Source organism: Flavobacterium sp. ASV13 (assembly GCF_000745775.1).
Classification (GTDB): domain Bacteria; phylum Bacteroidota; class Bacteroidia; order Flavobacteriales; family Flavobacteriaceae; genus Flavobacterium.
This window is the reverse complement of record NZ_JQJY01000009.1, coordinates 159,781-184,766: the sequence shown is the minus strand read 5'-3', so window position 1 is coordinate 184,766 and position 24,986 is coordinate 159,781. Positions and strand designations below refer to the sequence as shown.

The 24,986-nt window shown below is 33.9% G+C and carries 26 protein-coding genes and 1 tRNA gene; 8 read left to right on the top strand and 19 right to left on the bottom strand.

Translation table 11 applies throughout. The annotated features are described in order from the left end of the window. Positions 1-30 precede the first annotated feature (30 nt). Positions 31-495, top strand: coding sequence for an Mpo1 family 2-hydroxy fatty acid dioxygenase (locus GQ47_RS18925; RefSeq protein WP_035651779.1), 465 nt, complete (start codon positions 31-33; stop codon positions 493-495). 120 nt (positions 496-615) lie between these two features. Further along, positions 616-1,362: a hypothetical protein gene (locus GQ47_RS22975; RefSeq protein WP_051951655.1), complete on the top strand. Its 747-nt coding sequence runs from the start codon at positions 616-618 to the stop codon at positions 1,360-1,362. A 7-nt stretch (positions 1,363-1,369) separates the two neighbouring features. Here the strand turns inward: GQ47_RS22975 and GQ47_RS18915 are convergent, their stop codons facing one another. After that, positions 1,370-2,164 (bottom strand): zinc-dependent peptidase, encoded by a 795-nt coding sequence (locus GQ47_RS18915; protein WP_035651777.1) that lies wholly within the window; start codon positions 2,162-2,164, stop codon positions 1,370-1,372. A 133-nt stretch (positions 2,165-2,297) separates the two neighbouring features. Here GQ47_RS18915 and GQ47_RS18910 point away from each other — a divergent pair, with 133 nt between their 5' ends. Next, on the top strand, positions 2,298-2,489 hold the full coding sequence (locus GQ47_RS18910; RefSeq protein WP_035651775.1) for a hypothetical protein: 192 nt from the start codon (positions 2,298-2,300) through the stop codon (positions 2,487-2,489). Between the two features lie 101 nt (positions 2,490-2,590). Here GQ47_RS18910 and GQ47_RS18905 read toward each other — a convergent pair. From GQ47_RS18905 to GQ47_RS18835, 15 genes are all read right to left on the bottom strand, one after another. Further along, positions 2,591-2,664 (bottom strand) — tRNA-Arg (locus GQ47_RS18905). A gap of 87 nt (positions 2,665-2,751) precedes the next feature. Further along, positions 2,752-3,201: a GatB/YqeY domain-containing protein gene (locus GQ47_RS18900; RefSeq protein WP_035651773.1), complete on the bottom strand. Its 450-nt coding sequence runs from the start codon at positions 3,199-3,201 to the stop codon at positions 2,752-2,754. A gap of 204 nt (positions 3,202-3,405) precedes the next feature. Then, positions 3,406-5,388: a cell division protein FtsZ gene (gene ftsZ, locus GQ47_RS18895; RefSeq protein WP_035651771.1), complete on the bottom strand. Its 1,983-nt coding sequence runs from the start codon at positions 5,386-5,388 to the stop codon at positions 3,406-3,408. 94 nt (positions 5,389-5,482) lie between these two features. Continuing rightward, positions 5,483-6,904, bottom strand: a complete 1,422-nt coding sequence (gene ftsA, locus GQ47_RS18890; protein ID WP_035651770.1) for a cell division protein FtsA — start codon at positions 6,902-6,904, stop codon at positions 5,483-5,485. A gap of 6 nt (positions 6,905-6,910) precedes the next feature. Then, positions 6,911-7,633, bottom strand: a complete 723-nt coding sequence (locus GQ47_RS18885) for a cell division protein FtsQ/DivIB (RefSeq protein WP_035651768.1) — start codon at positions 7,631-7,633, stop codon at positions 6,911-6,913. Beyond that, positions 7,620-8,969, bottom strand: coding sequence for a UDP-N-acetylmuramate--L-alanine ligase (gene murC / locus GQ47_RS18880; RefSeq protein ID WP_035651767.1), 1,350 nt, complete (start codon positions 8,967-8,969; stop codon positions 7,620-7,622). The genes GQ47_RS18885 and murC overlap by 14 nt, the downstream gene beginning before the upstream one ends. Positions 8,970-9,024: 55 nt before the next feature. After that, positions 9,025-10,113, bottom strand: a complete 1,089-nt coding sequence (gene murG / locus GQ47_RS18875; protein ID WP_035651765.1) for an undecaprenyldiphospho-muramoylpentapeptide beta-N-acetylglucosaminyltransferase — start codon at positions 10,111-10,113, stop codon at positions 9,025-9,027. Positions 10,114-10,158: 45 nt separating this feature from the next. After that, complete coding sequence (locus tag GQ47_RS18870; RefSeq protein WP_035651763.1) at positions 10,159-11,469, bottom strand: FtsW/RodA/SpoVE family cell cycle protein; 1,311 nt, start codon at positions 11,467-11,469, stop codon at positions 10,159-10,161. Between the two features lie 76 nt (positions 11,470-11,545). Further along, positions 11,546-12,877 (bottom strand): UDP-N-acetylmuramoyl-L-alanine--D-glutamate ligase, encoded by a 1,332-nt coding sequence (murD, locus tag GQ47_RS18865; protein WP_035651762.1) that lies wholly within the window; start codon positions 12,875-12,877, stop codon positions 11,546-11,548. Continuing rightward, on the bottom strand, positions 12,878-14,110 hold the full coding sequence (gene mraY / locus GQ47_RS18860; protein ID WP_035651760.1) for a phospho-N-acetylmuramoyl-pentapeptide-transferase: 1,233 nt from the start codon (positions 14,108-14,110) through the stop codon (positions 12,878-12,880). Positions 14,111-14,189: 79 nt separating this feature from the next. Next, positions 14,190-15,653, bottom strand: a complete 1,464-nt coding sequence (locus GQ47_RS18855) for a UDP-N-acetylmuramoyl-L-alanyl-D-glutamate--2,6-diaminopimelate ligase (protein WP_035651758.1) — start codon at positions 15,651-15,653, stop codon at positions 14,190-14,192. Then, on the bottom strand, positions 15,650-17,659 hold the full coding sequence (locus tag GQ47_RS18850) for a penicillin-binding protein (RefSeq protein WP_035651756.1): 2,010 nt from the start codon (positions 17,657-17,659) through the stop codon (positions 15,650-15,652). Before GQ47_RS18850 ends, GQ47_RS18855 begins: the two co-directional genes overlap by 4 nt. Next, the gene (locus tag GQ47_RS18845; RefSeq protein ID WP_035651754.1) at positions 17,650-17,997 is read right to left on the bottom strand and encodes an FtsL-like putative cell division protein; all 348 of its coding nucleotides are present in this window, start codon (positions 17,995-17,997) and stop codon (positions 17,650-17,652) included. Before GQ47_RS18845 ends, GQ47_RS18850 begins: the two co-directional genes overlap by 10 nt. A gap of 13 nt (positions 17,998-18,010) precedes the next feature. Then, positions 18,011-18,919, bottom strand: a complete 909-nt coding sequence (gene rsmH, locus GQ47_RS18840; protein WP_193745235.1) for a 16S rRNA (cytosine(1402)-N(4))-methyltransferase RsmH — start codon at positions 18,917-18,919, stop codon at positions 18,011-18,013. Further along, on the bottom strand, positions 18,894-19,367 hold the full coding sequence (locus tag GQ47_RS18835) for a division/cell wall cluster transcriptional repressor MraZ (protein WP_026730580.1): 474 nt from the start codon (positions 19,365-19,367) through the stop codon (positions 18,894-18,896). The genes rsmH and GQ47_RS18835 overlap by 26 nt, the downstream gene beginning before the upstream one ends. A gap of 377 nt (positions 19,368-19,744) precedes the next feature. Between GQ47_RS18835 and GQ47_RS18830 the strand changes: the two genes are divergently transcribed. Together GQ47_RS18830 and yihA are read left to right on the top strand one after the other, a co-directional pair. After that, complete coding sequence (locus GQ47_RS18830) at positions 19,745-20,509, top strand: alpha/beta fold hydrolase (protein WP_035651753.1); 765 nt, start codon at positions 19,745-19,747, stop codon at positions 20,507-20,509. 44 nt (positions 20,510-20,553) lie between these two features. Continuing rightward, entirely contained in the window at positions 20,554-21,174 is a 621-nt protein-coding gene (yihA, locus tag GQ47_RS18825) for a ribosome biogenesis GTP-binding protein YihA/YsxC (RefSeq protein WP_035651752.1), read from the top strand. A 36-nt stretch (positions 21,175-21,210) separates the two neighbouring features. On the opposite strand, the gene GQ47_RS18820 is transcribed toward yihA, so the two are convergent. Beyond that, positions 21,211-21,492: a hypothetical protein gene (locus tag GQ47_RS18820; protein ID WP_035651751.1), complete on the bottom strand. Its 282-nt coding sequence runs from the start codon at positions 21,490-21,492 to the stop codon at positions 21,211-21,213. Here GQ47_RS18820 and GQ47_RS18815 point away from each other — a divergent pair. After that, entirely contained in the window at positions 21,491-21,940 is a 450-nt protein-coding gene (locus tag GQ47_RS18815) for a hypothetical protein (RefSeq protein WP_035651750.1), read from the top strand. The two genes, GQ47_RS18820 and GQ47_RS18815, sit on opposite strands and share 2 nt — an antisense overlap. Positions 21,941-22,017: 77 nt before the next feature. Here GQ47_RS18815 and gldC read toward each other — a convergent pair whose 3' ends face one another. Together gldC and gldB are read right to left on the bottom strand one after the other, a co-directional pair. Continuing rightward, positions 22,018-22,353 (bottom strand): gliding motility protein GldC, encoded by a 336-nt coding sequence (gene gldC / locus GQ47_RS18810; RefSeq protein ID WP_035651749.1) that lies wholly within the window; start codon positions 22,351-22,353, stop codon positions 22,018-22,020. Continuing rightward, on the bottom strand, positions 22,353-23,309 hold the full coding sequence (gldB, locus tag GQ47_RS18805) for a gliding motility lipoprotein GldB (protein WP_035651747.1): 957 nt from the start codon (positions 23,307-23,309) through the stop codon (positions 22,353-22,355). The genes gldC and gldB overlap by 1 nt, the downstream gene beginning before the upstream one ends. 99 nt (positions 23,310-23,408) lie before the next feature. Here gldB and nadE point away from each other — a divergent pair, with 99 nt between their 5' ends. Together nadE and GQ47_RS18795 are read left to right on the top strand one after the other, a co-directional pair. After that, complete coding sequence (nadE, locus tag GQ47_RS18800; protein ID WP_035651745.1) at positions 23,409-24,215, top strand: NAD(+) synthase; 807 nt, start codon at positions 23,409-23,411, stop codon at positions 24,213-24,215. Positions 24,216-24,309: 94 nt separating this feature from the next. After that, positions 24,310-24,939 carry a response regulator transcription factor gene (locus GQ47_RS18795; protein ID WP_026730588.1) on the top strand — a complete coding sequence of 210 codons (630 nt, stop codon included), beginning with the start codon at positions 24,310-24,312 and terminating at the stop codon, positions 24,937-24,939. Positions 24,940-24,986: the final 47 nt, after the last annotated feature.

Here is a 24,986-nt window from a genome sequence, read left to right as displayed (position 1 = left end):
TTTACGCATCTAAACTTAAAACCACAAAAAATGAGAACATTAGATCAATGGTTTGCTGAATATGCCGTAAGTCATCAAAACCCTAAAAACAAAGCGATACATTACATTTGCGTTCCCGCAATTTTCTTTTCGATTGTTGGTTTGTTAATGAGTATTCCGAGCGGAATTATTGCTAATACTTTAAAACTGAATGCACCAGTTATTGAGAATTGGGCTTTTGTAGTTTTACTTTTGGTTCTCGTTTTTTATATCCGATTATCGATTGCAATGGCGGTTAAAATTGCCGTTTTTTCTGGAATTTGTTTAATTCTAAATTATTATATCGGCCATTTTGTTCCGTTGTGGATGTTCTCGATTGGTGTTTTTGTTATCGCTTGGATTGGACAATTTTACGGACACAATATTGAAGGCAAAAAACCTTCTTTCTTAAAAGATCTTCAGTTTTTATTAATTGGCCCGGCTTGGGTTGTCGAGAATTTATTTTCTCGAAAATAAACTTTAATGGCGCACGGATAACGCGGATTTAAACGGGTTAACACATATTTTTTTACATACTAATTATCAAATACTTACAAAATATTCTCATAACTTTATCTTTCGATAAATGAAATAGTTATGAAAATAAGTATCAAAGAAATCAAAATTGAAAATTATGATATTTTCACCTACAGACGAATCAGGCGCGCCATTGGGTATTTAGGCATAAGTCTACCTATTCTTTTGGTTGGTTTTTCGCTTGTTTCTTTTTTTCAAACCTCTATACAACCTTCCATCAGTGATTATTATTATACTAATTTGAGGGAAATTTTCACCGGAACTTTATCTGCTGTCGGCTTATTTTTAATTCGGTACAAAGGCCACGGAAATGCTTCTATCTGGAAAAATGATAATTTACTGACCAATATTGCCGGAATTATGGCAATTGGTGTCGCATTAATTCCCACAAACCCATCTGACTTTTCACAAAAAATATACACGTTTATTCCATCAACAAAAACTTGGTTGGGATGGTTTCATTATGGCTTTGCCGGAGTTTTCTTTTTGGTATTGGCTTTACTCGCGATCAATGTTTTTACGATTGGTCAGACAGGCGAAACTAGAACTTTTAAAAGCATTTTAAACGAAAATAATATTTACAGATTTTGCGGTTATACGATTTTGGGATCACTGATTCTGGTGCCTATTTCAGAAAAATTTAAACTGTTTGCGTATTCCACTTTGGTTTTCGAAACTATTGCTCTTTTTGCCTTTGGAATTGCCTGGCTGATAAAAGGTCGCGCTCTTGGTGATAGGGGAAAAATTGGCCGAAAATTATACCAGGAAAACAACGCTGTAGATACCAAAAAAATATTGGAAGAATAAGCGGACTCTAAAGTTCGCTATAATTTATCATTAATTTGACACGTTCAAACAACTCTGGAAATTCTTTTTTAAAGATTTCAGGCGTTTCAAAAAAATGCTCCAAAATTACAGCCAAAAACTCAAATTTATTGGTATACGCATAATCTCTAAAATAATTCCTTTCTTTAAGTTTATTCGTTAAATATTCATCATCGAAATACTTTTCGATTTCGGTAAATTCATCAAAGAAAATCACAGCTCCTGGGTCTGAGCTTTTTCTGGAATAAAAATGAAGAACATGAGTAAATTCATGTAACCCAAGATTAATATTATCTTGCGTCTTATGTCCGCTTTGGAAATCTTCCCATGAAAAAACAACGGCTTTCATCCTCGGATTATATTCTCCTTTGTGATACGCCTGATTGATTGTCGAATAATAGGCTGTTGGGTAAATAATAATATTTTCAAAAAGCTCAAGTAGGTAATTTCGCATTCCGAAAGTCAACATTACGTAAGTTCCGGCAATAATCAATTTCATCTCTTGAGTGACTTCAATTTCTTTTCCTTCAAAATTGTAATGTTCAATGAAACACCCTACCCGATGTTCAAAATATCTTTTCTTTTTATCCGATAAATTAAAATAATATGGAAATTCGCCTTCCAAAATGGTCTTATCTCTCGGATCAATTTGTTTTAAAATTGGGTACCAAAACAAAAATAATGGCTTATTGAACATCAACAGATAAATAGGCTCAATGATTCTGAAAACAACTACTCCTAATACTAAAGCAATCAAGATTCCGATAAAGAAGAAAACAAACATATTTTAAATTTGATTTGGGATTGAAGAACCTGTCGTCCTCTACTTTGCTAAAATAGGAAATCGGAATTAAAATATTTCATTATATTAGCTTAATAATCAGAAAAGAATTACTAATCACAATCAAACATTAAATATGGAAAACAAAAGCGCATTACGATTTACTTTTTCGATTATCGCAATCATTTTAGGCGTAGTATTGTTTAAGCAATTTGACTTTGAAACGCTAAAATTTGAAAAGCCAGGTCTGGCGATTATTTATATTGTTGTCTTTTTATTTTCGATTTTTGTACTGATTAAGAATTATAAGAAGAAAACTGATAAATAATTAACCGTTATTTTTTTATTCATAAAATTGTCTCATAGATATTGGACAATTGCATAATAAAAAAGCGCAAGTCTTAAAAGATAAGACTTGCGCTTTTATAGTGACCCCGGAGGGGTTCGAACCCCCAACCCTCAGAGCCGAAATCTGATATTCTATCCAGTTGAACTACGAGGTCATTTTTATTTTAGATTTATGACTTTAGAATTCAAATTCAATCTAAAATCTGTCCCGATGGCTATCGGGACTAAAATCTAAAATTATATTACGAAAGTAATTTCTTCACAATTGTAGAAATGGTTTTTCCTTCAGCAGTTCCGCCTAATTTCGCAGATGCCAATCCCATAACTTTACCCATTGAAGCTATTCCAGAAGCTCCAGTTTCAGCAATTATTTTTGCTATAACAGCTTCTACTTCCTCTTCGCTTAATTGAGCTGGTAAAAACTTCTCGATTACTGCCACCTGAGCTAATTCTGGTTCAGCTAAGTCTGGACGATTTTGTTCTGTAAAGATTCTTGCGCTTTCTTTACGAGTTTTTACTAATCTTTGAAGTAATTTAATTTCTTCGTCTTCTGACAATTCTTCTTTAGATCCTGATGCTGTCGAAGCTAATAATAATTCAGATTTAACTGCTCTTAATGCTTCTAAAGCTACTGTATCTTTTGCTTTCATGGCAGTTTTAATTTCTTCCATGATTTGTGTCTGTAAACTCATCTTTTATTTTATTTGAATAAGCAACGCTTACTAATTGATATATTAATTTGGAATTTGTTCTCGACTTCGCTCGAACTGATAATAAGATTCACTTTAAAAACCTATTTAGGAAGTCAAATTTCTAAATTCTGTGCGAAGATAAAAAAAATAACCCGAAAATTAAATCCAATTTTCGGGCTATCCTAAATATTAAGATTTTGAAAACTAATCTACATTATCGTGCAAAAATGAATTATTTGAACGCAATTGCAAATCGTTGTTACTGTCTGTTCCAACTGAAATTCTCGAATTGGTGTTATTTGACTGAGAATTCGACAAATCGATTCCTAATCTTTTGTAAGCTGGCTCTTTTTCCAATTCATCAATTCTAGAAACATTGTTATGGAATTTATAATTAAATTCTTTTAGTTTCTTTCTTCTTTCTTCGGCACGTAAACGCAATGTTTCTTCAATTGTCAATTCCATTGGAGAAACTTCTGCAGTTGTTGTAAAATCAGGCTGGCTTGCAAAATCAACTCTTGGTTTCAACGTAATGTTTAATTCCTCAGGAACTACATCTTCAACCACTTTTTCAACTGGTTTTGAAGCTGTCAATTCATTTTCAACTTCCATATATTCTTCTAACGAATATTTGATAATACCGTTATCAGAAAGTTCAGTTACCGGAACAAATGAAACCGGATCGTTTACTTTAATATTGCGAGTTTCGTTTGTTAACTCAAACATGATTTTAGTTTCCTGCTCAGCAACTGGTTCTTTTTTAACTTCAGGTTCACTTCTAAAAAGAGGTAAATCAAATGAGAAAGTCGTTTGCTCTTCTTTTTCAAAAGTTCTTTGCTGTACTGGCTTTACTTCTTGGTAAGCTGGCACTTCTGGTGCAGAAATTTTAAAATCGATATCTGTAATTGGAGAAACGATTTCAAAAGTCACATCAAGATTCTTAATAAACTCAGACATTACTACCAATTCTTCCTGATTGATTGTTGGCGGCGTAACCGGAACAACTGAAGTTTGAGCTACGGGAGCAACCGTATCTTCCATTAAATCAAAAACAACCTTATCTTCCGATTTTGCAGTAGGTGTTTCAGCATTCAAATCAAAAGAAGTAAGTGGTCTATTTGTTAAATTATGAACACTTCTCTGCTCATCTTCTAACGTGTGAATAATTTTCTTTGGCTCTGTATTTACGATTTCGTTTTGCTGTTCAACATCAAAACCAGTAGCGATAATAGTTACAGCAATAGCCTCACCAAGAGCTTCGTCTTCACCAACTCCCATGATAATATTTGCATTGTAACCAGCCTCAGCCTGAATATGATCATTGATCTCTCCGATTTCATCAAGCGTTATTTCATTAGATCCAGAAACGATAAGCAACAATACGTTTTTGGCTCCTGTAATTTTATTGTCATTTAACAATGGAGAATCCAATGCCGATACAATCGCATCTTTTGCTCTGTTTTCACCTTCTGACACCGCAGATCCCATAATAGCCGTTCCGCTGTTTGCCAAAACTGTTTTAGCATCGCGTAAATCGATATTTTGAGTATAGTGGTGCGTAATTACTTCAGCAATACCTCTAGAGGCAGTTGCCAAAACTTCATCAGCTTTAGAGAATCCAGCTTTGAAACCAAGATTCCCGTAAACTTCTCTTAATTTATTATTATTAATTACGATCAAAGAGTCAACTTGTTTACGTAATTTTTCTATTCCTAAAAGTGCTTGCTCCTGACGTACTTTCCCTTCAAATTGAAACGGAATCGTCACGATACCCACTGTTAAGATTTCTCTTTCTTTTGCTAATTGTGCGATAACCGGAGCAGCACCTGTACCGGTACCACCACCCATACCAGCGGTAATAAATACCATTTTGGTACCACGGTCTAACATCTTTTCGATATCAGCAATACTTTCAATAGCAGACTGCTGTCCAACGTCAGGATTTGCACCTGCTCCAAGACCTTCTGTCAAATTCATACCCAACTGAATTTTGTTAGGTACCGAACTGTTCTGCAGTGCTTGTGAATCGGTATTACAAACGATGAAATCAACACCTTTAATACCTTGTTTAAACATATGGTTGATAGCATTGCTACCTCCTCCACCTACACCTATTACTTTGATTACATTTGATTGGTTTTTTGGCAAATCAAATGAAATGCTTCCAAATTCTGAGTTGCTCATCATCTTTTTGGTTTTTTAATTCTTATTTAGTACATTTTTTACTTCTTGACTTGGGGCAAAAAGTAATCCTTTTCTCTTTTCTCTATTCGGCTTATATTTATTCAGCGTTGTCTAAAAAATCTTTGATTTTATCGACGTATCTGTCAAAAAATGATCTCCTAATTTTGGTTTCTGTAGATTCTGCTTCTACTTTATTTGTTCTTGTTTCTCTTGGTTCTTCAATAGTTTCTACTCTTTCAACGTAATTTTCTTCTACTTCGTATCGCTGCTGTACTGGTGGCTGTTGCTGAACTGGAGCATTTCTGTAAACAACTTTAGGTTGCTCATTTACAATTTCCATTCGAACAGCACTTTGAGTACTGTTTTCAATACTATTCATTACTAAACCAACAGCTGTTGCAAACAATGGACTAGAAATTTCTTCGCTTGAATTTCCGGCTAAATGCTCATTTGGATATCCAATTCTGGTATCCATTCCGGTAATATACTCTACTAATTGTTTAATATGTTTTAGCTGAGCGCCACCACCTGTAAGAACAATTCCTGCAATTAATTTTTTGCGAGGATCTTCGTGTCCGTAAGCTTTAATTTCAGCAAAAACCTGCTCTATAATTTCCACTACACGTGCGTGAATAATTTTCGAAAGGTTTTTAAGCGAAATCTCTTTTGGTTCTCTTCCTCTTAAACCAGGAATAGAAACAATTTCGTTGTCTTTATTTTCTCCCGGCCAAGCTGATCCGAATTTTATTTTTAAAAGCTCTGCTTGTTTTTCGATAATCGAACAGCCTTCTTTTATATCATCTGTAATTACATTTCCTCCAAAAGGAATAACTGCTGTGTGACGAATAATTCCATCTTTAAAAATGGCCAAATCCGTAGTTCCACCTCCAATATCAATTAACGCAACTCCAGCTTCTTTTTCTTCCTGACTTAAAACTGCATCTGCCGAAGCTAATGGTTCCAAAGTCAATCCTGAAAGCTCAATTCCTGAACTCTGAATACATCTTCCAACATTTCTGATTGAAGAAGCCTGACCAACTACAACGTGAAAACTAGATTCTAATCTTCCACCGTACATTCCGATTGGCTCTTTAATCTCAGATTGTCCGTCAATTTTAAATTCTTGTGGCAAAACGTGAATAATTTCTTCACCCGGCAACATAGCCAATTTATTTACCTGATCAATTAAAAGCTGAATATCTTTTTCGCCAATAACTTCCTCTGGATTATTACGGCTGATGTAATCTGTATGCTGAATACTTCTGATGTGTTGTCCGGCAATTCCCACAACAACATCTTTAATTTTATAACCTGAATTGTTTTCTGCTTCAAGTATTGCTTGCTGAATTGACTGAATAGTTTGCGTGATATTGTTTACAACTCCTCTCGCAACCCCCAGACTTTTGGATTTTCCGATACCCAAAATTTCCAATTTGCCATACTCGTTCTTCTTGCCTATCATGGCAACTATTTTTGTCGTTCCAATATCTAGACCTACTGCAATGTTATCTTTTTCCATTTTCTATTATTTTGTGCAAACTACTTGTTCCGTAAACCTAAGGTCAATCTTATTGTATTTGTATAACGAACTATCTAAAACTGCTTTTTGAAAAAACGCTTTATAGTTTCTAAATTTTTTATCAACATTCATCGTTCTTCCAAAATCTATGACATAATCAAAGTTTCGATTAAACATTTTTAGGCTGCCATTAGGCATAATTTGTATTGCAATGATGTTTTTTTTCAAAAACGCATCGTCATAAATTGTGCGAAATAAAGCAGCTAAATCTTCGTTATTTTTTTCATTTATTGCCCCCGAAACAAGAGGAACTCGCGCTGTAAAATTGTCTGATAAGGGCATTTTATTTCCCTCATAGTCAATATAAAAAGAACGATCACCATCGTAAACTCGCGCTACTGGTGTCTTCTGTTTTACTACCGCTTTTAGAACGCCGTCGATACTTACAAAAACGTCTGACTTCTCAATCATGTCTTGCGTATCAAGGGTTTTTTCTATCTTATTCAAATCTAGTTCATCTTTTCTAATACTGGAAGCGTCTCTTTTATTTTCTATCAACAATTTATTAACCGTTTCAGCCTTTACAAAAAGCGCATTTTCTCCTACAAAAACGACCATAGATTTCTTCAATTTTCTATCTCCATTTCGATGTTGCGCGAAGGAATATAGAAAAAGAACTAATCCGAAAATAAGTACTAATCTAATATTTGTCCAATTAAATATTTTCATTTAATATTTGTTTAATTGACGGTACCATTTCTCCAATATCACCTGCTCCTATTGTTACAATTATTGGCGTATCATTAGCTTTTATTTTTGCCAATAAATCTTCTTTTGCAACAATTTGTTTGTTCGAATTTGTCATTTTACCCAACAGCCATTCTGAAGTCACACCTTCCATCGGAAGTTCTCTTGCAGGATAAATGTCCATTAAAAATACTTCGTCGAATTTTGACAAACTTTCTGCAAATCCATCCACAAAATCTTTTGTTCTGCTGAATAAATGCGGCTGGAAAATCGCCAGAACTTTCTTTCCTGGATACAACTCTCTAACTGCTTGATGAACAGCATTTATTTCTGTTGGATGATGTGCATAATCATCTATATAAACTAACTTATCCGATTTAATCTGATAAGAAAAACGTCTTCTGATTCCTCTGAATGAAGCAATGGCTTTTGCAATAGCGTCGGTCGGGGTGCCGTACGTTTTAGCCATCGCAATAGCCATCAGTCCATTCATTAAATTGTGTTTTCCAGGCAATCCAAAATGAAGATCTTTTATGATTTCTGACGGTGTCTGAACATCAAAAACATAACTTCCGTCTTCAATTCGAACATTGTAAGCCTTATAAACTGCATCTTCATTTATAGCGCACTGAACGCCTTCTAACGGCAATTCTTTCGTTATAAAAAGATTGTTTTTATCTTCTACTTTTGAAGCAAATTCTCTAAAAGAATCTTCGATAGCATCACTTGTTCCATAAATATCCAAATGATCTGCATCCATTGAAGTTATGCAGGCAATATTTGGATGCAAATGCAAGAACGATCTGTCAAATTCATCAGCCTCAACAACTGTTACCGTTTTTCCGGTTCCAATTAAATTTGAATTATAGTTTTCTACAATTCCGCCCACAAATGCTGTAACATCAGCACCGCTTTCATATAAAATATGCCCCAGAATACTTGACGTTGTTGTTTTTCCGTGCGTTCCTGCCACTGCGAAACTAAAAGTGTCTTTGGTAATAATTCCTAAAACCTCGGCACGCTTTTTAATTTCGAAATTTCTTTCTATAAAATAATTCCACTCTGAATGTGATTTTGGAACAGCAGGCGTAAAAATCACCAATGTATTTTCTACAAAATAATCAGTCGGAATTAGATTAATATTATCTTCAAAATGAATATCTATACCACTTTCAATTAATTCACTTGTTAGCATTGACGGCGTTTTATCGTAACCTGAAACCTGTTTTCCGATATATTTGAAATAACGGGCCAGTGCACTCATTCCGATGCCTCCAATACCAATAAAATAAACGTTTTGTATTTGATTTAAATTCATTTTAATTTGCTTTAAGCATTAAGTTTTAGGCTATAAACCTTCGACTTTATTTTAATTATTTAATTAACTTCACAATCTCCGCTACAATATCTTGTGTAGCTTTTGGCATTGCCAGTTTTTTTATGTTTGAGCTTAATTGTTTTTGTTTTCCTTCATCTTTCAGAAGTGCTTCAAAAACAATACTGAATTCATTATCCAATTCTGATTCTTTCAATAAAATAGCACCTTTGGCATCAACAATTGCCTGCGCATTTTTAGTTTGATGATCTTCAGCAACATTTGGCGACGGAATAAAAATTACTGGCTTCCCGACAATACATAATTCTGAAACCGATGATGCTCCAGCACGCGAAATAATCACATCGGCCGCTGCGTAAACAAAATCCATTCTTTCAATAAAATCAACCACTTTTACATTTGGCTGATTGTATTTTTTATAATCTTCAAAATATAATTTTCCGCATTGCCAGATTACCTGAACGTCCTGCGAAAGAAAATTTTGCAATTCTTTTTCAATTAACTGATTGATTCTTCTTGCACCTAAGCTTCCACCTAAAACCAGCAATGTTTTTTTATTCGGATCTAAACCATAAAAAGTAATTGCTTCATCGCGTTTACTTTCAATATCAATTAAATCCTGACGAACCGGATTTCCTGTCAAAACAATTTTATCAGCTGGAAAAAATCGCTCTAAATTTTTGTAAGCAACACAAATGGCATTTGCTTTTTTGCTTAACAATTTATTTGTTATACCTGGAAAAGAATTCTGTTCCTGAATAACAGTTGGAATTCCCGCTCCGCCTGCTGCTTGTAATAAAGGTCCGCTGGCAAAACCTCCAGTTCCAATTACTACATTTGGCTTAAACTTTTTAATAATTCGTCTTGACTCTAATAAACTCGAAGCCAATTTCAAAGGAAACATCATATTTTGCAAGGTCAATTTTCTTTGCAGACCCGCTATCCAAAGCCCTTTTATTTCGTAACCAGCCTGAGGCACTTTTTGCATTTCCATTTTATCTTTGGCACCTACAAAAAGAAATTCCGCATCAGGAAATTGTAATTTTAATTCATTTGCAATCGCAATTGCAGGATAAATGTGTCCTCCTGTTCCTCCTCCGCTAAGTATGAATTTATACTTTGTCATCTTTCTAAAAATTACAACTTTTTAAAAAATCTTTATATTTTAATTTTATCTATTTAAAACTGCATTCATCGGATTTCTTGAATTATCTTCGATTGAATACATTGCCTCTTCTTCATATACTTCATCAGCAGGTAAATCCTCTTCTGCTAATTCTTTGTCAATTAATCTTTGAAGCGCTTCTTTTCTTCGTTCTTTCTCTATTTTTTCTTCAGCAATTTCTTCCTCTTTTTTTGTAACGCTGATGATAATTCCGAGGCCTAAACAGGTCATCCAGATCGAACTTCCTCCTGAACTTATCAGTGGCAATGTTTGTCCTGTAACCGGCAATAATTCAACTGCAACTGCCATATTGATCATCGCCTGAAATATCATTGGAAATCCAAGTCCGACAACGACTAATTTTCCAAATAATGTATTGGCTTTGTGCGATGCTATAACAAATCGAAACAAAAGCAATAAATACAAAATCAATATTGCAACTCCTCCTACTAATCCATATTCTTCAACAATAATGGCGTAAATAAAATCGGAAGATGATTGTGGCAAAAAGTTTTTCTGAACGCTTTTCCCCGGACCTAAACCGCCTAATTTTCCAGACGCAATTGCTATTTTAGCTTTTTCAATCTGATAATCATCCTCATCAGGTTTATCCGTTGTAAAGTTCATAATACGACTTTCCCAGGTTGAAACCCTGCTGAAAAATCTTGAATCCGGAAAAGCTTTTGCAACCAAAAGAAAGAACATCAGCATAGCAATTCCAGAACCGATAATAATCCCAATATGTTTTAGTGGATATTTTCCAATGAACGTTAGCATTAAAACCATTGCAAAAATCAATGCTGTGGTCGAGAAATTCGCTGGCAAAATCAATGCCAATGTAATAAACACCGGAATCCAAAGCTGTATAAACGACACTTGGAAAGGCTCATTTTCTTCTTTCTTTTTTGACAAATAACGTGCTACAAAAATAAACAGAACGATAGAAGCCAAAGTCGAAGTCTGAAATGTAATTCCGATAAACGGCACCTGAATCCAACGACTCGCGTTTGCTCCTGCAATAACAGTTCCTTTCAACAATGTATAAAGCAATAAGAACCAAACTATTGGTAAAGCAATTTTTGAAATCGCTCTGAAATAATGATACGGCACTTTATGCACCCAATAAATAATCAGGAATCCAATACAAATGTGAGCCAAATGTTTCACCAAATACCCCAAAGTATTCCCAGTTCCATGACCAATATAGGCCAAATTACTACTAGCACTAAAAACAGGCATAAACGAAAACAGTGCTAATAAAGCCACGAATGACCATATTACTCTATCTCCTTTTAATTTGTTTACTAGCTCTTTCATTTTAATTTTGTTTCAGTTTTTCATTGTTTCAAGTTTCAAATTTCTCCTAACGTGAAACTTGAAACTTAAAACTATTTTACAGATTGTGAACCGCTTGTTTGAACTGCTTCCCTCTGTCTTCGTAGTTTTCGAATAAATCGAAACTTGCGCAGGCTGGAGACAATAAAACAGCATCACCTTTTTCTGTTAATCTTTGAGCAGTTTTAACTGCATCATTCATATTGTTCACTTCAACCATAATGTCAACAACATTTCCAAAAGCATCAATAATTTTACGATTATCTATTCCTAGGCAGATAATTGCTTTTACTTTTTCACGTACCAATGACATTAATTCGTTGTAATCATTTCCTTTATCAACACCTCCTACAATCCAAACCGTTGGAACATTCATGCTATCTAAAGCAAAGAAAGTTGCGTTCACATTTGTCGCTTTTGAATCGTTGATATACTGTACATTCTGAATTTTTAGTACTTTTTCTAAACGATGTTCAACACCTTGAAAATTAGATAAACTTTCGCGAATTGTTGCATTTCTAATTTGCATCAATTTTGCTACAGAGCTTGCTGCCATTGCATTTTTCATATTATGTTTTCCTTCTAACGCAATGTGTTCCGTGTCCATTGTAAACTCTTCTTGGTTGATCTTTATTTCCATTTTGTTGTTATTTATAGAAGCCCCTTCGTCAAATGATTTGGTCAATGAAAAAGGAATTAATTTTGCTTTTGTTTTGTTATTTTTTAACCATTCTGCACTTGCCTCATCGTCTGCATCATAAATGAGATAATCACTTTCGGTTTGGTTCATCGTTATTCGGAATTTCGAATTGATATAATTTTCATATTTATATTCATATCGATCTAAATGATCCGGACTTATATTCGTTATTATCGCGATATCCGGTCGGTAATCTATTATTCCGTCTAACTGAAAACTGCTTAATTCTAGAACGTATGCATCAAATTTATTTTCGGCTACCTGCCAGGCAAAACTCTTACCTATATTACCTCCTAAACCAACATTCAATCCAGCTGATTTTAACAAATGATAAGTCAACATTGTTGTGGTTGTCTTACCATTACTTCCCGTGATTCCAATTGTAAGAGCTTCTGTAAAAGGCTTTGCAAATTCAATCTCCGAAATCACTTTTACTCCAGCCGCAATCAGCTTTTTCACGATTGGTGATTTCTCAGGAATTCCTGGGCTTTTCATTACCACATCAGCATTCAGAATTAAATCTTCTGTGTGCTGTTCTTCTTCCCAGGCTATTTTATTAATTATAAGAACTTCTTTATAGCTTTCTTTTATCTTTCCGAAATCAGACACAAAAACATCGTATCCTTTTTTCTTCCCAAGGATAGCAGTACCTACACCGCTCTCTCCTCCTCCTAAGACTACCAGCCTCATCTATCTTAACTTTAAAGTAACGATTGATAAAATGGCTAACATAATTGCAACAATCCAGAAACGAGTCACAATTTTACTTTCGTGATATCCTTTTTTCTGATAGTGATGATGCAGAGGCGACATCAGGAAAATTCTTCGTCCTTCGCCGTATCTCTTTTTAGTGAATTTGAAATAACTCACCTGTAAAACCACTGAAAAATTCTCCACTAAAAAGATTCCACATAATAATGGAATCAATAATTCTTTACGAACGGCAATTGCTAAAACTGCAATAATTCCACCGATAGTCAAACTTCCTGTATCTCCCATAAAAACAGATGCCGGATAAGAATTATACCAAAGAAATCCGATCAAAGCTCCAACAAATGCAGATATAAAAACTGTCATTTCCCCCGAATTAGGAATGTACATTATATTCAGATAATTAGAGAAAATGATATTTCCCGAAACGAATGTAAATATCCCGAGAGCGAGTACGGATACCGCGGAGGTTCCGGCTGCGAGACCATCGATTCCGTCAGTTAAGTTTGCTCCGTTAGAAACTGCAGTGATAATAAAAATAACAACTGGAATAAAAATCAACCAAGCCCATTTTTCATATCCATCGCCTGTCCAAGCTAATAATTCGGCATAATCAAATTCGTTGTTTTTTACAAAAGGAATTGTAGTAGCAGTTGATTTTTCTTCAACAGGAGCCGGCAAAACAATGGTTGTATTTTGCGATGCTTTAAAAACATCTGTTCTTCCTGTATCTGTACGAACTGTAACTGCTGGATTAAAATAAAGAACTGTACCTACGATTACTCCCAAACCAACTTGACCAATTACTTTGAAAATTCCTTTAAGACCTTCTTTATCTTTTTTGAATATTTTGATATAATCATCAATAAAGCCGATTGTTCCCATCCAAAGTGTAGTCACAATAAGCAATACAATATAAATATTATGCAAACGAGCGAATAACAAAACAGGCACAAGAGTTGCAAAAATGATAATCAGACCTCCCATTGTAGGTGTTCCCGCTTTTTCATTTTGCCCTTGAAGACCTAGCTCACGAACTGTTTCACCAACTTGCTGATTACGCAAAAAGTTAATAATACGTTTTCCGTAAATCGTGGATAAAAGCAACGAAAGCATTAAAGCCAAAGCCGATCTAAAAGTGATATACTGAAAAACTCCAGTTCCAGGTATATCTAATGTTTTGTCAAAATATTCAAATAAATAGTATAACATATTTTTCTATTTTTTAAATTCTAATTTTGAAACTCCAAATTCCAATTATGTAGTGGTATTTGAACTTAAAAATTTATTATTATTTGTTTAGTTGCTCCAAGATTTCTTTTACAGTTTCCATATCATCAAAATGATGACGCACACCATTTATTTCTTGATATGTCTCATGTCCTTTCCCTGCAATAAGAATAATATCATTTGGCTGAGCCAATTGACAAGCTGTTTTTATAGCCTGTTTTCTGTCCGTAATTCTTAATATTCTTTTGTAATTATGAGGTTCAACTCCTTTTTCCATTTCATCTAAAATCACTTCAGGATCTTCGTTTCTTGGATTGTCAGAAGTTAAAATTGCTTTGTCACTTAAATCCGAAGCAATTTTTGCCATAATTGGTCTTTTTGTTTTATCTCTATTTCCACCGCAACCAACAACTGTAATCAATTGTTCGTTTTTGGTACGAATATCATTAATCGTTTTTAATACATTATCTAATGCATCCGGCGTATGAGCGTAATCAACAACTGCTGTTATGTTTCCCGCCGAAACAATATATTGAAAACGTCCCGAAACACTTTCTAAATCAGACAGTAAGCGCAACGCTTCAAGACTATCCATTCCTAGTTCGATTGCTGTTCCGTAAATCGCTAATACATTATAGGCATTAAAAGTTCCAATTAGTTTTACCCAAACTTCATTTTCGTTTACTTTTAACAGCAAACCAGATAATTGACTCTCTAAAATTGTTGCTTTAAAATCTGCATATGATTTTAATGCATATGTAAACTTTCTTGCCACTGTATTTTGCAACATTACAGTTCCATTTTTATCATCAATATTTGATAAAGCGAAAGCCGTTTTTGGTAATGAATCAAAAAAAGATTTTTTTACATCTCTGTATTCTGCAAAAGTTGGATGATAATCCAAATGATCATGAGAAAGATTCGTGAAAATTCCGCCTACAAAATGCAACGCTTCAGTTCTTTTTTGGTGAATTCCATGCGAACTTACTTCCATAAAACAATGTGTCACACCTTCTTCGATCATTTCATTTAAAAAATGATTAATCGTAATAGAATCTGGTGTTGTGTGCGTTGCAGGATATTCAGTTTCATCAACCATAATTTTTACAGTTGATAACAATCCAACTTTAAAACCTGCTTTTTTAAACAACTGAAACAACAATGATGCAATCGTTGTTTTTCCGTTTGTACCGGTTACACCAACTAATTTTAGTTTTGCAGATGGATCTCCAAAATAATTAGCCGCCATGAAAGCCAAAGCTGTATTGGTATCTTTTACCTGTATATATGAAATTCCTTTTTCAATATTTTGAGGAAGCGTATCGCAAATAATAGCTGTTGCTCCTAGCTGAATTGCTTTCTCAATATAATCATGTCCATCAGAAAGAGAGCCGCGAATGGCCACAAAAATATCATCAGCTTCAACTTTACGTGAATCAAATTCAATTTTTTGAATACCAATTTCTGTCGAACCTGTTACTGATTCGATAGCTACTTTGTATAATATGTCTTTAAGTATTTTCACGATAATTCTAATACTATAATTGCGTTTTTATTAATATTTTGACCAGCCTGAATCGATTGATTCTTCACTTTTCCTACTCCATTTACTTTAACTTTCAAACCTAAATTTTCCAATAAAGCAATGGCATCCATTCCTGGCATTCCTTTTAAATTCGGAATTACATTTGTTTTTGTATTTGATTCCTTCTCAAATTTTGCGTAACTGATTTCTTGTTTTAGAATTTTAGAATCCAGTTGTTTTATTTTATTTGTTGAAGGCGCATCTGTAAATATTTTTTGGGCAATTCTTTTAAAAACCGGTCCTGCCACATCTGCACCGTAATAATTGTTTTTTGCCGTATTTGGTTTATGAACCACTACAATACAAGAATATTTTGGATGATCTGCTGGAAAATATCCCACAAAAGAAGACGCATAATACAATGCTGATTTCCCATCTTTTCCGCCATAATTCATTTGAGCCGTTCCTGTTTTTCCAGCCATCGAAAAATCTTTCGAATACAATTTAGAACCTGTTCCTTTTTTAACCACGTTCTGTAAAACAGCTTTTAATTTTTTAATTGTTTCCTGTGAACAAACCTTTGGATTAATTACTTCTACATCGAATTTCTTAATTGTTTTGTTCCATTCTTTAATTTCAGACACAAATTGTGGTCGTACCATTACACCATTATTCGCAACCGAATTATAAAATGCCAATGTTTGCATTGGTGTAACTGAAACTGAATATCCAAAAGCCATCCATGGAAGCGAAATTCCCGACCAGCTTTTACCTCCCGGATGTGGAATAATTGGTCTGCCTTCTCCTTTAAAATGCAATCCTAACGGCTTATCTAAACCAAAATTTCTAATATGATCTACAAATTTTGATGGATTGCTTTTATAATTATCATAAACCGCCTGAACCATTACCGTATTTGACGAAAGCTCAAAACCACGAGCTAAAGAAACTTTTCCGTAACCACCATTATGCGAATCACGTACAGATCTTCCATAATATTTTACAATACCATTGTGACTGTCAAAAACCGTACTTGTATCAGCTACTTTATCTTCTAAAATTGCCATTAAATCAACCAATTTAAAAGTTGATCCCGGTTCGTGAGACTCTGCTACAGCATAATTTGTAGTTTCAGTATACGATCCGTCTTCACCTCTTCCTAGATTCGAAATTGCTTTTACATGTCCTGTTTCAGTTTCCATTACAACAACACAACCGTGATCTGCTTCGTAATCCTGAAGTTGTTTCAATAAAGCGTGATGTGCAATATCCTGAATAAATACATCTATTGTTGAAATCACATCATAACCATCAATCGGATCTACTTCATTTACATCACGAATTGGTTTCCATTGACCTTTTGCAATTTTTTGCTTTAAGATTTTTCCATCTTTTCCGTTCAAATAACTTTTAAAAGCCCATTCGATTCCTTTTCCAACTTCAATTCCGGTAGCAGGATCAATTCGGTCGTAACCAATCGTTCTTTCAGCAATTTGCCCTATTGGATGCTTTCTAACTGTTTCTTGTTCCACTATAATTCCGCCTTTGAAAGCGCCTAAATTGAATAATGGAAAACCTTTTATTTTTACATATTCAGTATAACTCAACTTTCTGGCGATCAAATAATAGCGATTTTTATTTGCTCTCGCTCTTCTTAATTCCTGTTCGTAGTAACCTGCTGGCCTATCCAAAACTGTAGCTAACGAATCTGATAAAGCTTTTACATGCTTTTCAAAAGTTTCAGTTTTTGGTGCTTTTGCATCAAATCGAATTTCATAATTTGGGATTGATGTTGCCAATAAACTTCCATCAGCCGAATAAATATTTCCCTTGTTAGCCGGAATGATAAAATTTCTAACTGTGCGCTGTTTTGCTAATTGTCTGTAATGATCTCCGTCAACCCATTGAATATTGGTCAATTTAACGACAATAGCAATTGCCATCACAAAGATGAAAACTGCTACGAGGTAAATTCTGTAGGATATATGTTTATCGTCTACTGCCATATTCTTTTAAAGAAACTTTTTTCTTCTTCTTTTTTAACTTCTATTTTTATTGGAGGAACCGTTGATGGAAAAATCTGTTTTTCAAGCATTTTATCCGATATAGTCGATTCCATTTTTAATTTCATTAATTCTGAACGTCGGTCCACAAATTCTGATCGCAATTCTTTTACTTCGTTATTCAGTTTTGCAATTTCAAAAACCTTTTGTTCGTATCGCTGTGTATTTGCAATCATCAAAATGGCAAGCAAAATGATAAAAACAATGAAACGCCAGTTTTTAATTGCGTCGTCATTGATTAGAAATCTTGCTTTTAATATGCCAAATACTCCACTTTTCATTTCTACCTATATATTATATCTTTTCAGCTATCCTTAATTTTGCACTTCTTGCTCTATTGTTGATTTTGATTTCTGCATCATCAGGAACAATCAATTTTCCGATGGTTTTAAACGGAACTGAAAAATTTCCATAAAAATCACGTTCTGGCTCTCCTTCAAACATTCCATTTTTGATGAATCTTTTTACCAGCCTGTCTTCTAAAGAATGATAAGAGATTACAGAAAATCTTCCGCCTGGATTCAAAATCTCTAATGATTGCTCAATAAACTCCTTTAGAACGTCCATTTCCTGATTTACTTCAATTCGAATAGCTTGATAAATCTGAGCTAATACTTTATTTCGAACTTTTTCAGGTAAATATTTCTTCAAAACTTCTTTCAATTCATCTGTTGTTTTGATTGGATAATCTCTTCTCGCTTCAACAATTGTTCTGGCTAAGGCTGGTGCGTTTTTCAACTCCCCATAATCAAAAAAAACACGACGTAAATCCTGTTCTTCATATTCGTTAACCACCCGATAAGCACTCAAATCATTTTTTTGACTCATCCGCATATCCAGATCGGCATCAAATCTTGTAGAAAAACCTCTCTCAGGAACATCAAACTGATGTGATGAAACTCCTAAATCTGCCAAGATTCCATCAACTCCTCTTACACCATGAAATCGCAAGAACCTTTTTATAAATCTAAAATTCTCATTAATTAAAGTAAACCTTTCATCTGGCAATGCGTTTGCAAGTGCATCTTCATCCTGATCAAAAGCAAACAATTTTCCATTTGGCCCTAAGCGTCTCAAAATTTCTTTTGAATGGCCGCCACCTCCAAAGGTTACATCCACATATATACCATCAGGTTTAATATTTAAACCATCAACTGTTGGATGAAGCAAAACCGGATTATGATATTCCATTGTCGTCGTCATTAATATTTCCCATTACCTCCTCGGCTAAATCAGCAAAATCCATATCTTCGCCGCTTATTGATTTTTCGTATAAATCTTTATCCCAAATTTCCACAATATTAACCGCAGAAGAAAAAACAACATCTTTAGAAATACTTGAAAAAGCAACCAAATCTTTTGGTACTAGCAATCTCCCTAATGCATCAATCTCTACCATTTTAACACCAGCAGTAAATCTTCGAATGAAATCATTGTTTTTTTTCACAAAGCGATTAAGCTTATTGATTTTTTGCATCATCAAATTCCATTCTTCCATTGGATACAATTCTAAACACGGCTGAAAAACGGAACGTTTCAAAACGAAACCATCCTGAAGCGATGAAGCCAATTGCTTTTTCAAAGGTGCAGGCATCATTAGCCTTCCTTTAGCATCAACTTTACACTCATATGTTCCAACAATTGTGTTCAAAAAAATCAATTAAGATGTTATAGGACAAAAATATAAAAAAAAATACCACATTTTACCACAATATACCACTTTGTTAATAAGTTTAACCACTTTTCTACCACCTTCATTAAACAATAGACAATCAATACGTTAACTTATTATTAGCGTTTTCTTAATAACGCTAATCATTCAAAAAAAATAAGCACTAATTTTCTTAAAAAAATGCTTTTTCTCTTGATTTCTTAACATTTGAAGCTTTTGTCCAAAAACACCATAAATTCTGATTTCTAAGCACTTAGATGTTCTACAAAAATTATCTAGTTAAAAATCATCAGCAAAAATTCATTTTTATTTATTTAACCCTATATTTGTCCAAATTGAAATTGGCATAAGATTAAATGGACAAACACTACAAAAAAGAAGGCAAATACAGCTATTTTGAAGCTGGAGAAGGAACTCCTATCGTAATTTTGCATGGGTTAATGGGAGGCCTTAGTAATTTTGATGGTGTAGCGCAATATTTTCCATCAAAAGGATATAAAGTTGTTATCCCGGATTTGCCAATCTACACGCAAAGTATTCTAAAAACTAATGTGAAAAGTTTTGCCAAATACGTAAAAGACTTTATCACTTTTAAAGGTTTTGACAAAGTTATTCTTCTTGGAAATTCTCTTGGAGGGCATATCGCATTGTACCACACAAAGCTTTATCCAGAAAAAGTTGCCGGACTTGTAATTACTGGAAGTTCTGGACTTTATGAAAGCGCAATGGGCGACAGTTACCCAAGAAGAGGTGATTATGAATACATCAAAAAGAAAGCTGAAGATGTATTTTATGACCCAAAAATTGCAACTCCTGAACTTATTGATGAAGTTTACGCAACTGCAAATGACCGTATTAAGCTGATTAAAACTTTAACGATTGCCAAAAGCGCAATTCGTCATAATATGGCTAAAGATTTGCCAAAAATGACAGTGGAAACCTGTATTATTTGGGGTAAAAACGATTCTGTAACACCTCCAAATGTTGCTGAAGAATTTGATAAATTATTGCCTAATTCAACTTTGTATTGGATTGACAAATGTGGACACGCCGCTATGATGGAACATCCTGATGAATTCAACGAGATTCTTGAAAAATGGCTTACTGAGCAGAAATTTTAGCATTTGACTTTCAATTTTTAAAGAAAGTCTAAAAACAAAAAAACATGAAAATTACTTCTGCCGAATTTATTGTCAGCAATTCTGACGCCTCTAAATGCCCGGCTGAATTTTTACCGGAATACGCATTTATCGGCCGATCAAACGTTGGTAAATCTTCGTTGATCAACATGATTACTAATCATAAAAATTTAGCAAAAACATCAGGAAGACCTGGAAAAACACAGTTAATAAATCACTTTAAAATCAACAACAATTGGTTTTTAGTCGATTTACCTGGTTATGGTTATGCTAAAGTTTCTAAAAAAACTAAATCTGTTTTCCAGCAATTTATTACAGATTATTTTGAAAACAGAGAACAACTTGTATGCGCTTTTGTTTTGATTGACATTCGTCATGAAGCTCAAAATATTGACATTGAATTTATGTCGTATATGGGAGAAAGCGAAATTCCGTTTTGCATTATTTTTACTAAAGCCGATAAAATCAGCAGAGTAAAAATTGACTCACATATTGCTGCATACAAAAAACAAATGTACGCTAACAATTGGGCCGAAATGCCTCATTATTTCGTTACCTCATCGACAGAATCAATTGGAAAAGAAGAGCTTTTGACCTATATCGACGAAGTAAATCAGGAGGTTTTTAAAAACAATTCAGGGTTTTAAATTTCAAAAAAGAGAAATTTCAAAATTTAAAAATACTCAATAAAAAATCCCAAATTCCAATTTAAAGCTTGGAATTTGGGATTTTTTTATTGGAATTTCTTTTCCTACTTTTGAACGAATTAACTTATCGTTCATGAAAAAAAACAAACTTATTTGTAGCATAATTTTACTTTTTCTCCTTTTCTCTTCTTGTAGTACGCCAGCATTTCTTTTTTTAACACCTAAACAAACCGGGGTAGATTTTACTTCTGGAAAATGGCTTTTAAACGAAATAGATGCACCTAAAAATTCCAAAGACCACTTGACAGCTGAATCCATGAAATTCTTTAGAAAAAACCTTGGAGAACGCATATCATACATTCACGATGTAAATGGATTGCTTGTTCCTCGAAAAATCCCTTTGAATCCTAATAAAACAAAATTAAAAGAGCTTAAAGAAGGTACAGGATTTGACTTTTTTATCAATATTTCTACAAAAAAGAATAAAAGCGACTTCGCTACAATCGAACTATATCAGACCGACAGTGAAACAGGAAAAAATGAAGCTTCAGTAATTGTCGAAATTTATGATTTAAATTTGCAACAAATAATTTATTCCCAAAATGTAGTGGGCATCACAAGAAAAGAAGCTTCGGAGTCAATGTGGCAAACTGAAAAATCAGATAAGCTTATAGACAATATTGCATTTTACAAAAACTCCAACCAATTGATGACAAAAGCTTTGAAAAAAATTTTAAAAGACATCGATAAAAAATCAATCAAATAAATTCAAAATACGCAATAAAAAAATCCCAAATTTCAATTACAAAGCTTGGAATTTGGGATTTTATTTTTGGAATCGAATTACTTCGTAAGTTCCAATTTTTCTGCAAAGTAATCACAGAAATCTTTCATAGTATCCGACATTTTTTCGTCGTCAGTTGCACGCTTAAAAGTATCTGCCATTGCAACTAAAGTCTGGTGAAAGAAAATTTTCATTTCATCAACCGGCATCTCTTTTGTCCAAAGATCAATACGCATAGTTTCTTTTGCTTTGCTGTCCCAAATAGAAAGCATAATTGCTTTTGCTTCTTCGGCCTGTACACCACCGTCCTGCGCACTCCATGTTAATTTTTCCGGAACGCGGTTTTCGTCTAATTCTATATTGAATTTAATTTCTGAATTTATTGTATTTGACATTATTTCTTAGGTTTATATTTTGACTTCTCGAAAATTTCTTTCGAATTAACTTTTAATAATTCTGGCAAAGTTACGTTGTTATTTTTCATATACGAACGCACAATCTGCCATCCGATCCATGCGCCCACTCTTCCTGGCGAATCATTATCGATTTCTAAATAAAATTTAGAAAACGGCGCCGGAGCAATAAATCGGGTTGTAAGTTTTGGGTCGTCGCTATACAGCATTTCTTTTTCCATAAAATAACGCCACATATAAGCTTCGTTTTCCTCGCACCATTTTATTTGTTCTGGCGTATATCCAATTTTATCCGCATCAGTGTATTCAGGTAAAAGCAAATCTTTTGCATACAACTGTTTTCCTTCAAAAATCATTTGAGAAACCAAATTTCTATCCGGAAAAGCAGGAGTATTTCGGTATGTAAAACTCGAAACTACATCTGGCATGATTTGTTTTTCTTCAAAATTCTGTTTCAGATAATTCGGGAATTCATAAAACTTATGTTCTTTCCCTAAATATAGTTCCAGAGCGACAATAACCAAACTGTCAGCATAAATTGCTTTGGCCGTATAATCCATTTCTCCAATAACCGTAATTACTTTTGGCGTTTTGGTTTTAGGAAAATAATATTTTACATGTTGAAAAAGCGAATTGAATTCCTGACGTACTGGCTCAAAATTAGAATATTTCTTTTGCACTTCACTGTACACTTCTCGCCAAATTGGTTCCTGCATTTTTTGAAGCCAGACAGCGTCATTATTTCCTGCAGGAAAAAAATACGGATATTGCTTTTTTAATTTCCCAAGATCTTCTGGTTTAGTTTCAAAAAACGCCTTATCAAAACGTTCTACTTTTATGTCAACCGGAATTTCTTCAACTTCTTTTTCGACCTTGCTTTTTTGTTCACAGGACAAAAAAAACACGCACAGAAGCAACGTAAAGCGATATAATTTCATTTTATTTTAATTAGATTTGTGTTGCATAAATTTAAATAAATCCATACTTAAAAATATTTGTGCAAATATACATCCCTGTATCTTAAAACTTGAACTATTATGGCTAAAAAAAGTACTATTCAAACAGAAAAAGTAAATATCCACATTGTAGAGTGGCTAAAAAATTATGCTGAACGCGCAAAAGTAAATGGTTTTGTAATTGGAATTTCTGGCGGAGTTGATTCTGCTGTTACCTCAACTTTATGTGCTCAAACCGATTTACAAGTATTATGTGTTGAAATGCCGATTCACCAAGCCGAAAGTCAAGTTTCAAGAGGAAGAGAGCATATTGAGCAATTAAAAAAACGTTTCGCTAATGTTTCAAGCGTAGAAACCGATTTAACAGCCACTTTTGAAGCTTTTAAGGCATCGGTTCCAAAAACTGATGACGAAGCAAAGGTTAATCTTTCTTTAGCCAATACACGTGCTCGTATTCGAATGACTTCTTTATATTATTTAGCAGGAATTCATGGTCTTCTTGTTGCCGGAACTGGAAATAAAGTAGAAGATTTTGGAGTAGGATTTTATACAAAATATGGAGACGGCGGTGTCGATTTGAGTCCGATTGCTGATTTAATGAAATCAGATGTTTATGCTTTGGGAGAATTTTTAGAAATTCCACAATCAATTTTAACAGCAGCTCCAACAGATGGATTATTTGGTGATAATCGTACCGATGAAGATCAATTGGGCGCAAGTTATGATGAACTTGAATGGGCAATGTTGGCCGCGGAGTCAGGAAAAACGGCAGATGACTTTGATGGGAGAGAAAAAACTGTCTTCGAAATTTATAAACGATTAAACACCAGCAACAAGCATAAAATGGAAGCAATTCCGGTATGTTTGATACCAAAAACGTTAAAATAAAACTTTTTAACATTTGTCAGCTATAAACTACAGAATTTATTTATTAATTTTACCGTTCCAAAAACATGATAACAATTCTAAAAAGGTAAAAATTATGATTAAAGTATGTCTAGCAGACAATCATCCTGTGACGCACTTTGGCGTTAAGTCTTATTTTAAAGACCACGATCAAATTTCAATTGTTGCCAACGTAGGCAATTTTTCAATGGTTAGAGACATTCTTCAGACGAAGGAGATCGACATCCTAATTCTAGATCTAGAGTTAGAAGGTCTTTCGAGCATCTTTGAAGTTAAATCGATCCTGAAAAACTTCCCAAAAACAAAAATTGTAATTTTTAGTGACCTCGCTGAACAAATGTATGCTCCAAACGCAATTAAAGCAGGAGTTTCAGGGTATGTACACAAAACAGAAAAACTTGAAACATTAGGTCTTTCTATTATTAAAGTACATGAAGGAAAAATTATTATCAATGAAACAGTTCGCAAAAACATGGCCCTTATTGCTAAACAAAGCAAGAGCGAACGTTTGTACAGAAAACTTTCTAATCGCGAGATTGAAGTTTTACGTTACTTAAGTGACGGAAAGAAAAACAATGAAATTTCTAAAATCTTAAATCTGAACGAAAAAACGATCAGTACTTACAAATTAAGATTATTAACTAAATTAAACGTAACTAATTTAGTTGACTTAGTAAACAAAGCTAAGACTTTAGAAATTATTTAATTTAATGGTTGATTTGCTCCGGCAAAACCATCAGTCATAAAAAAAAG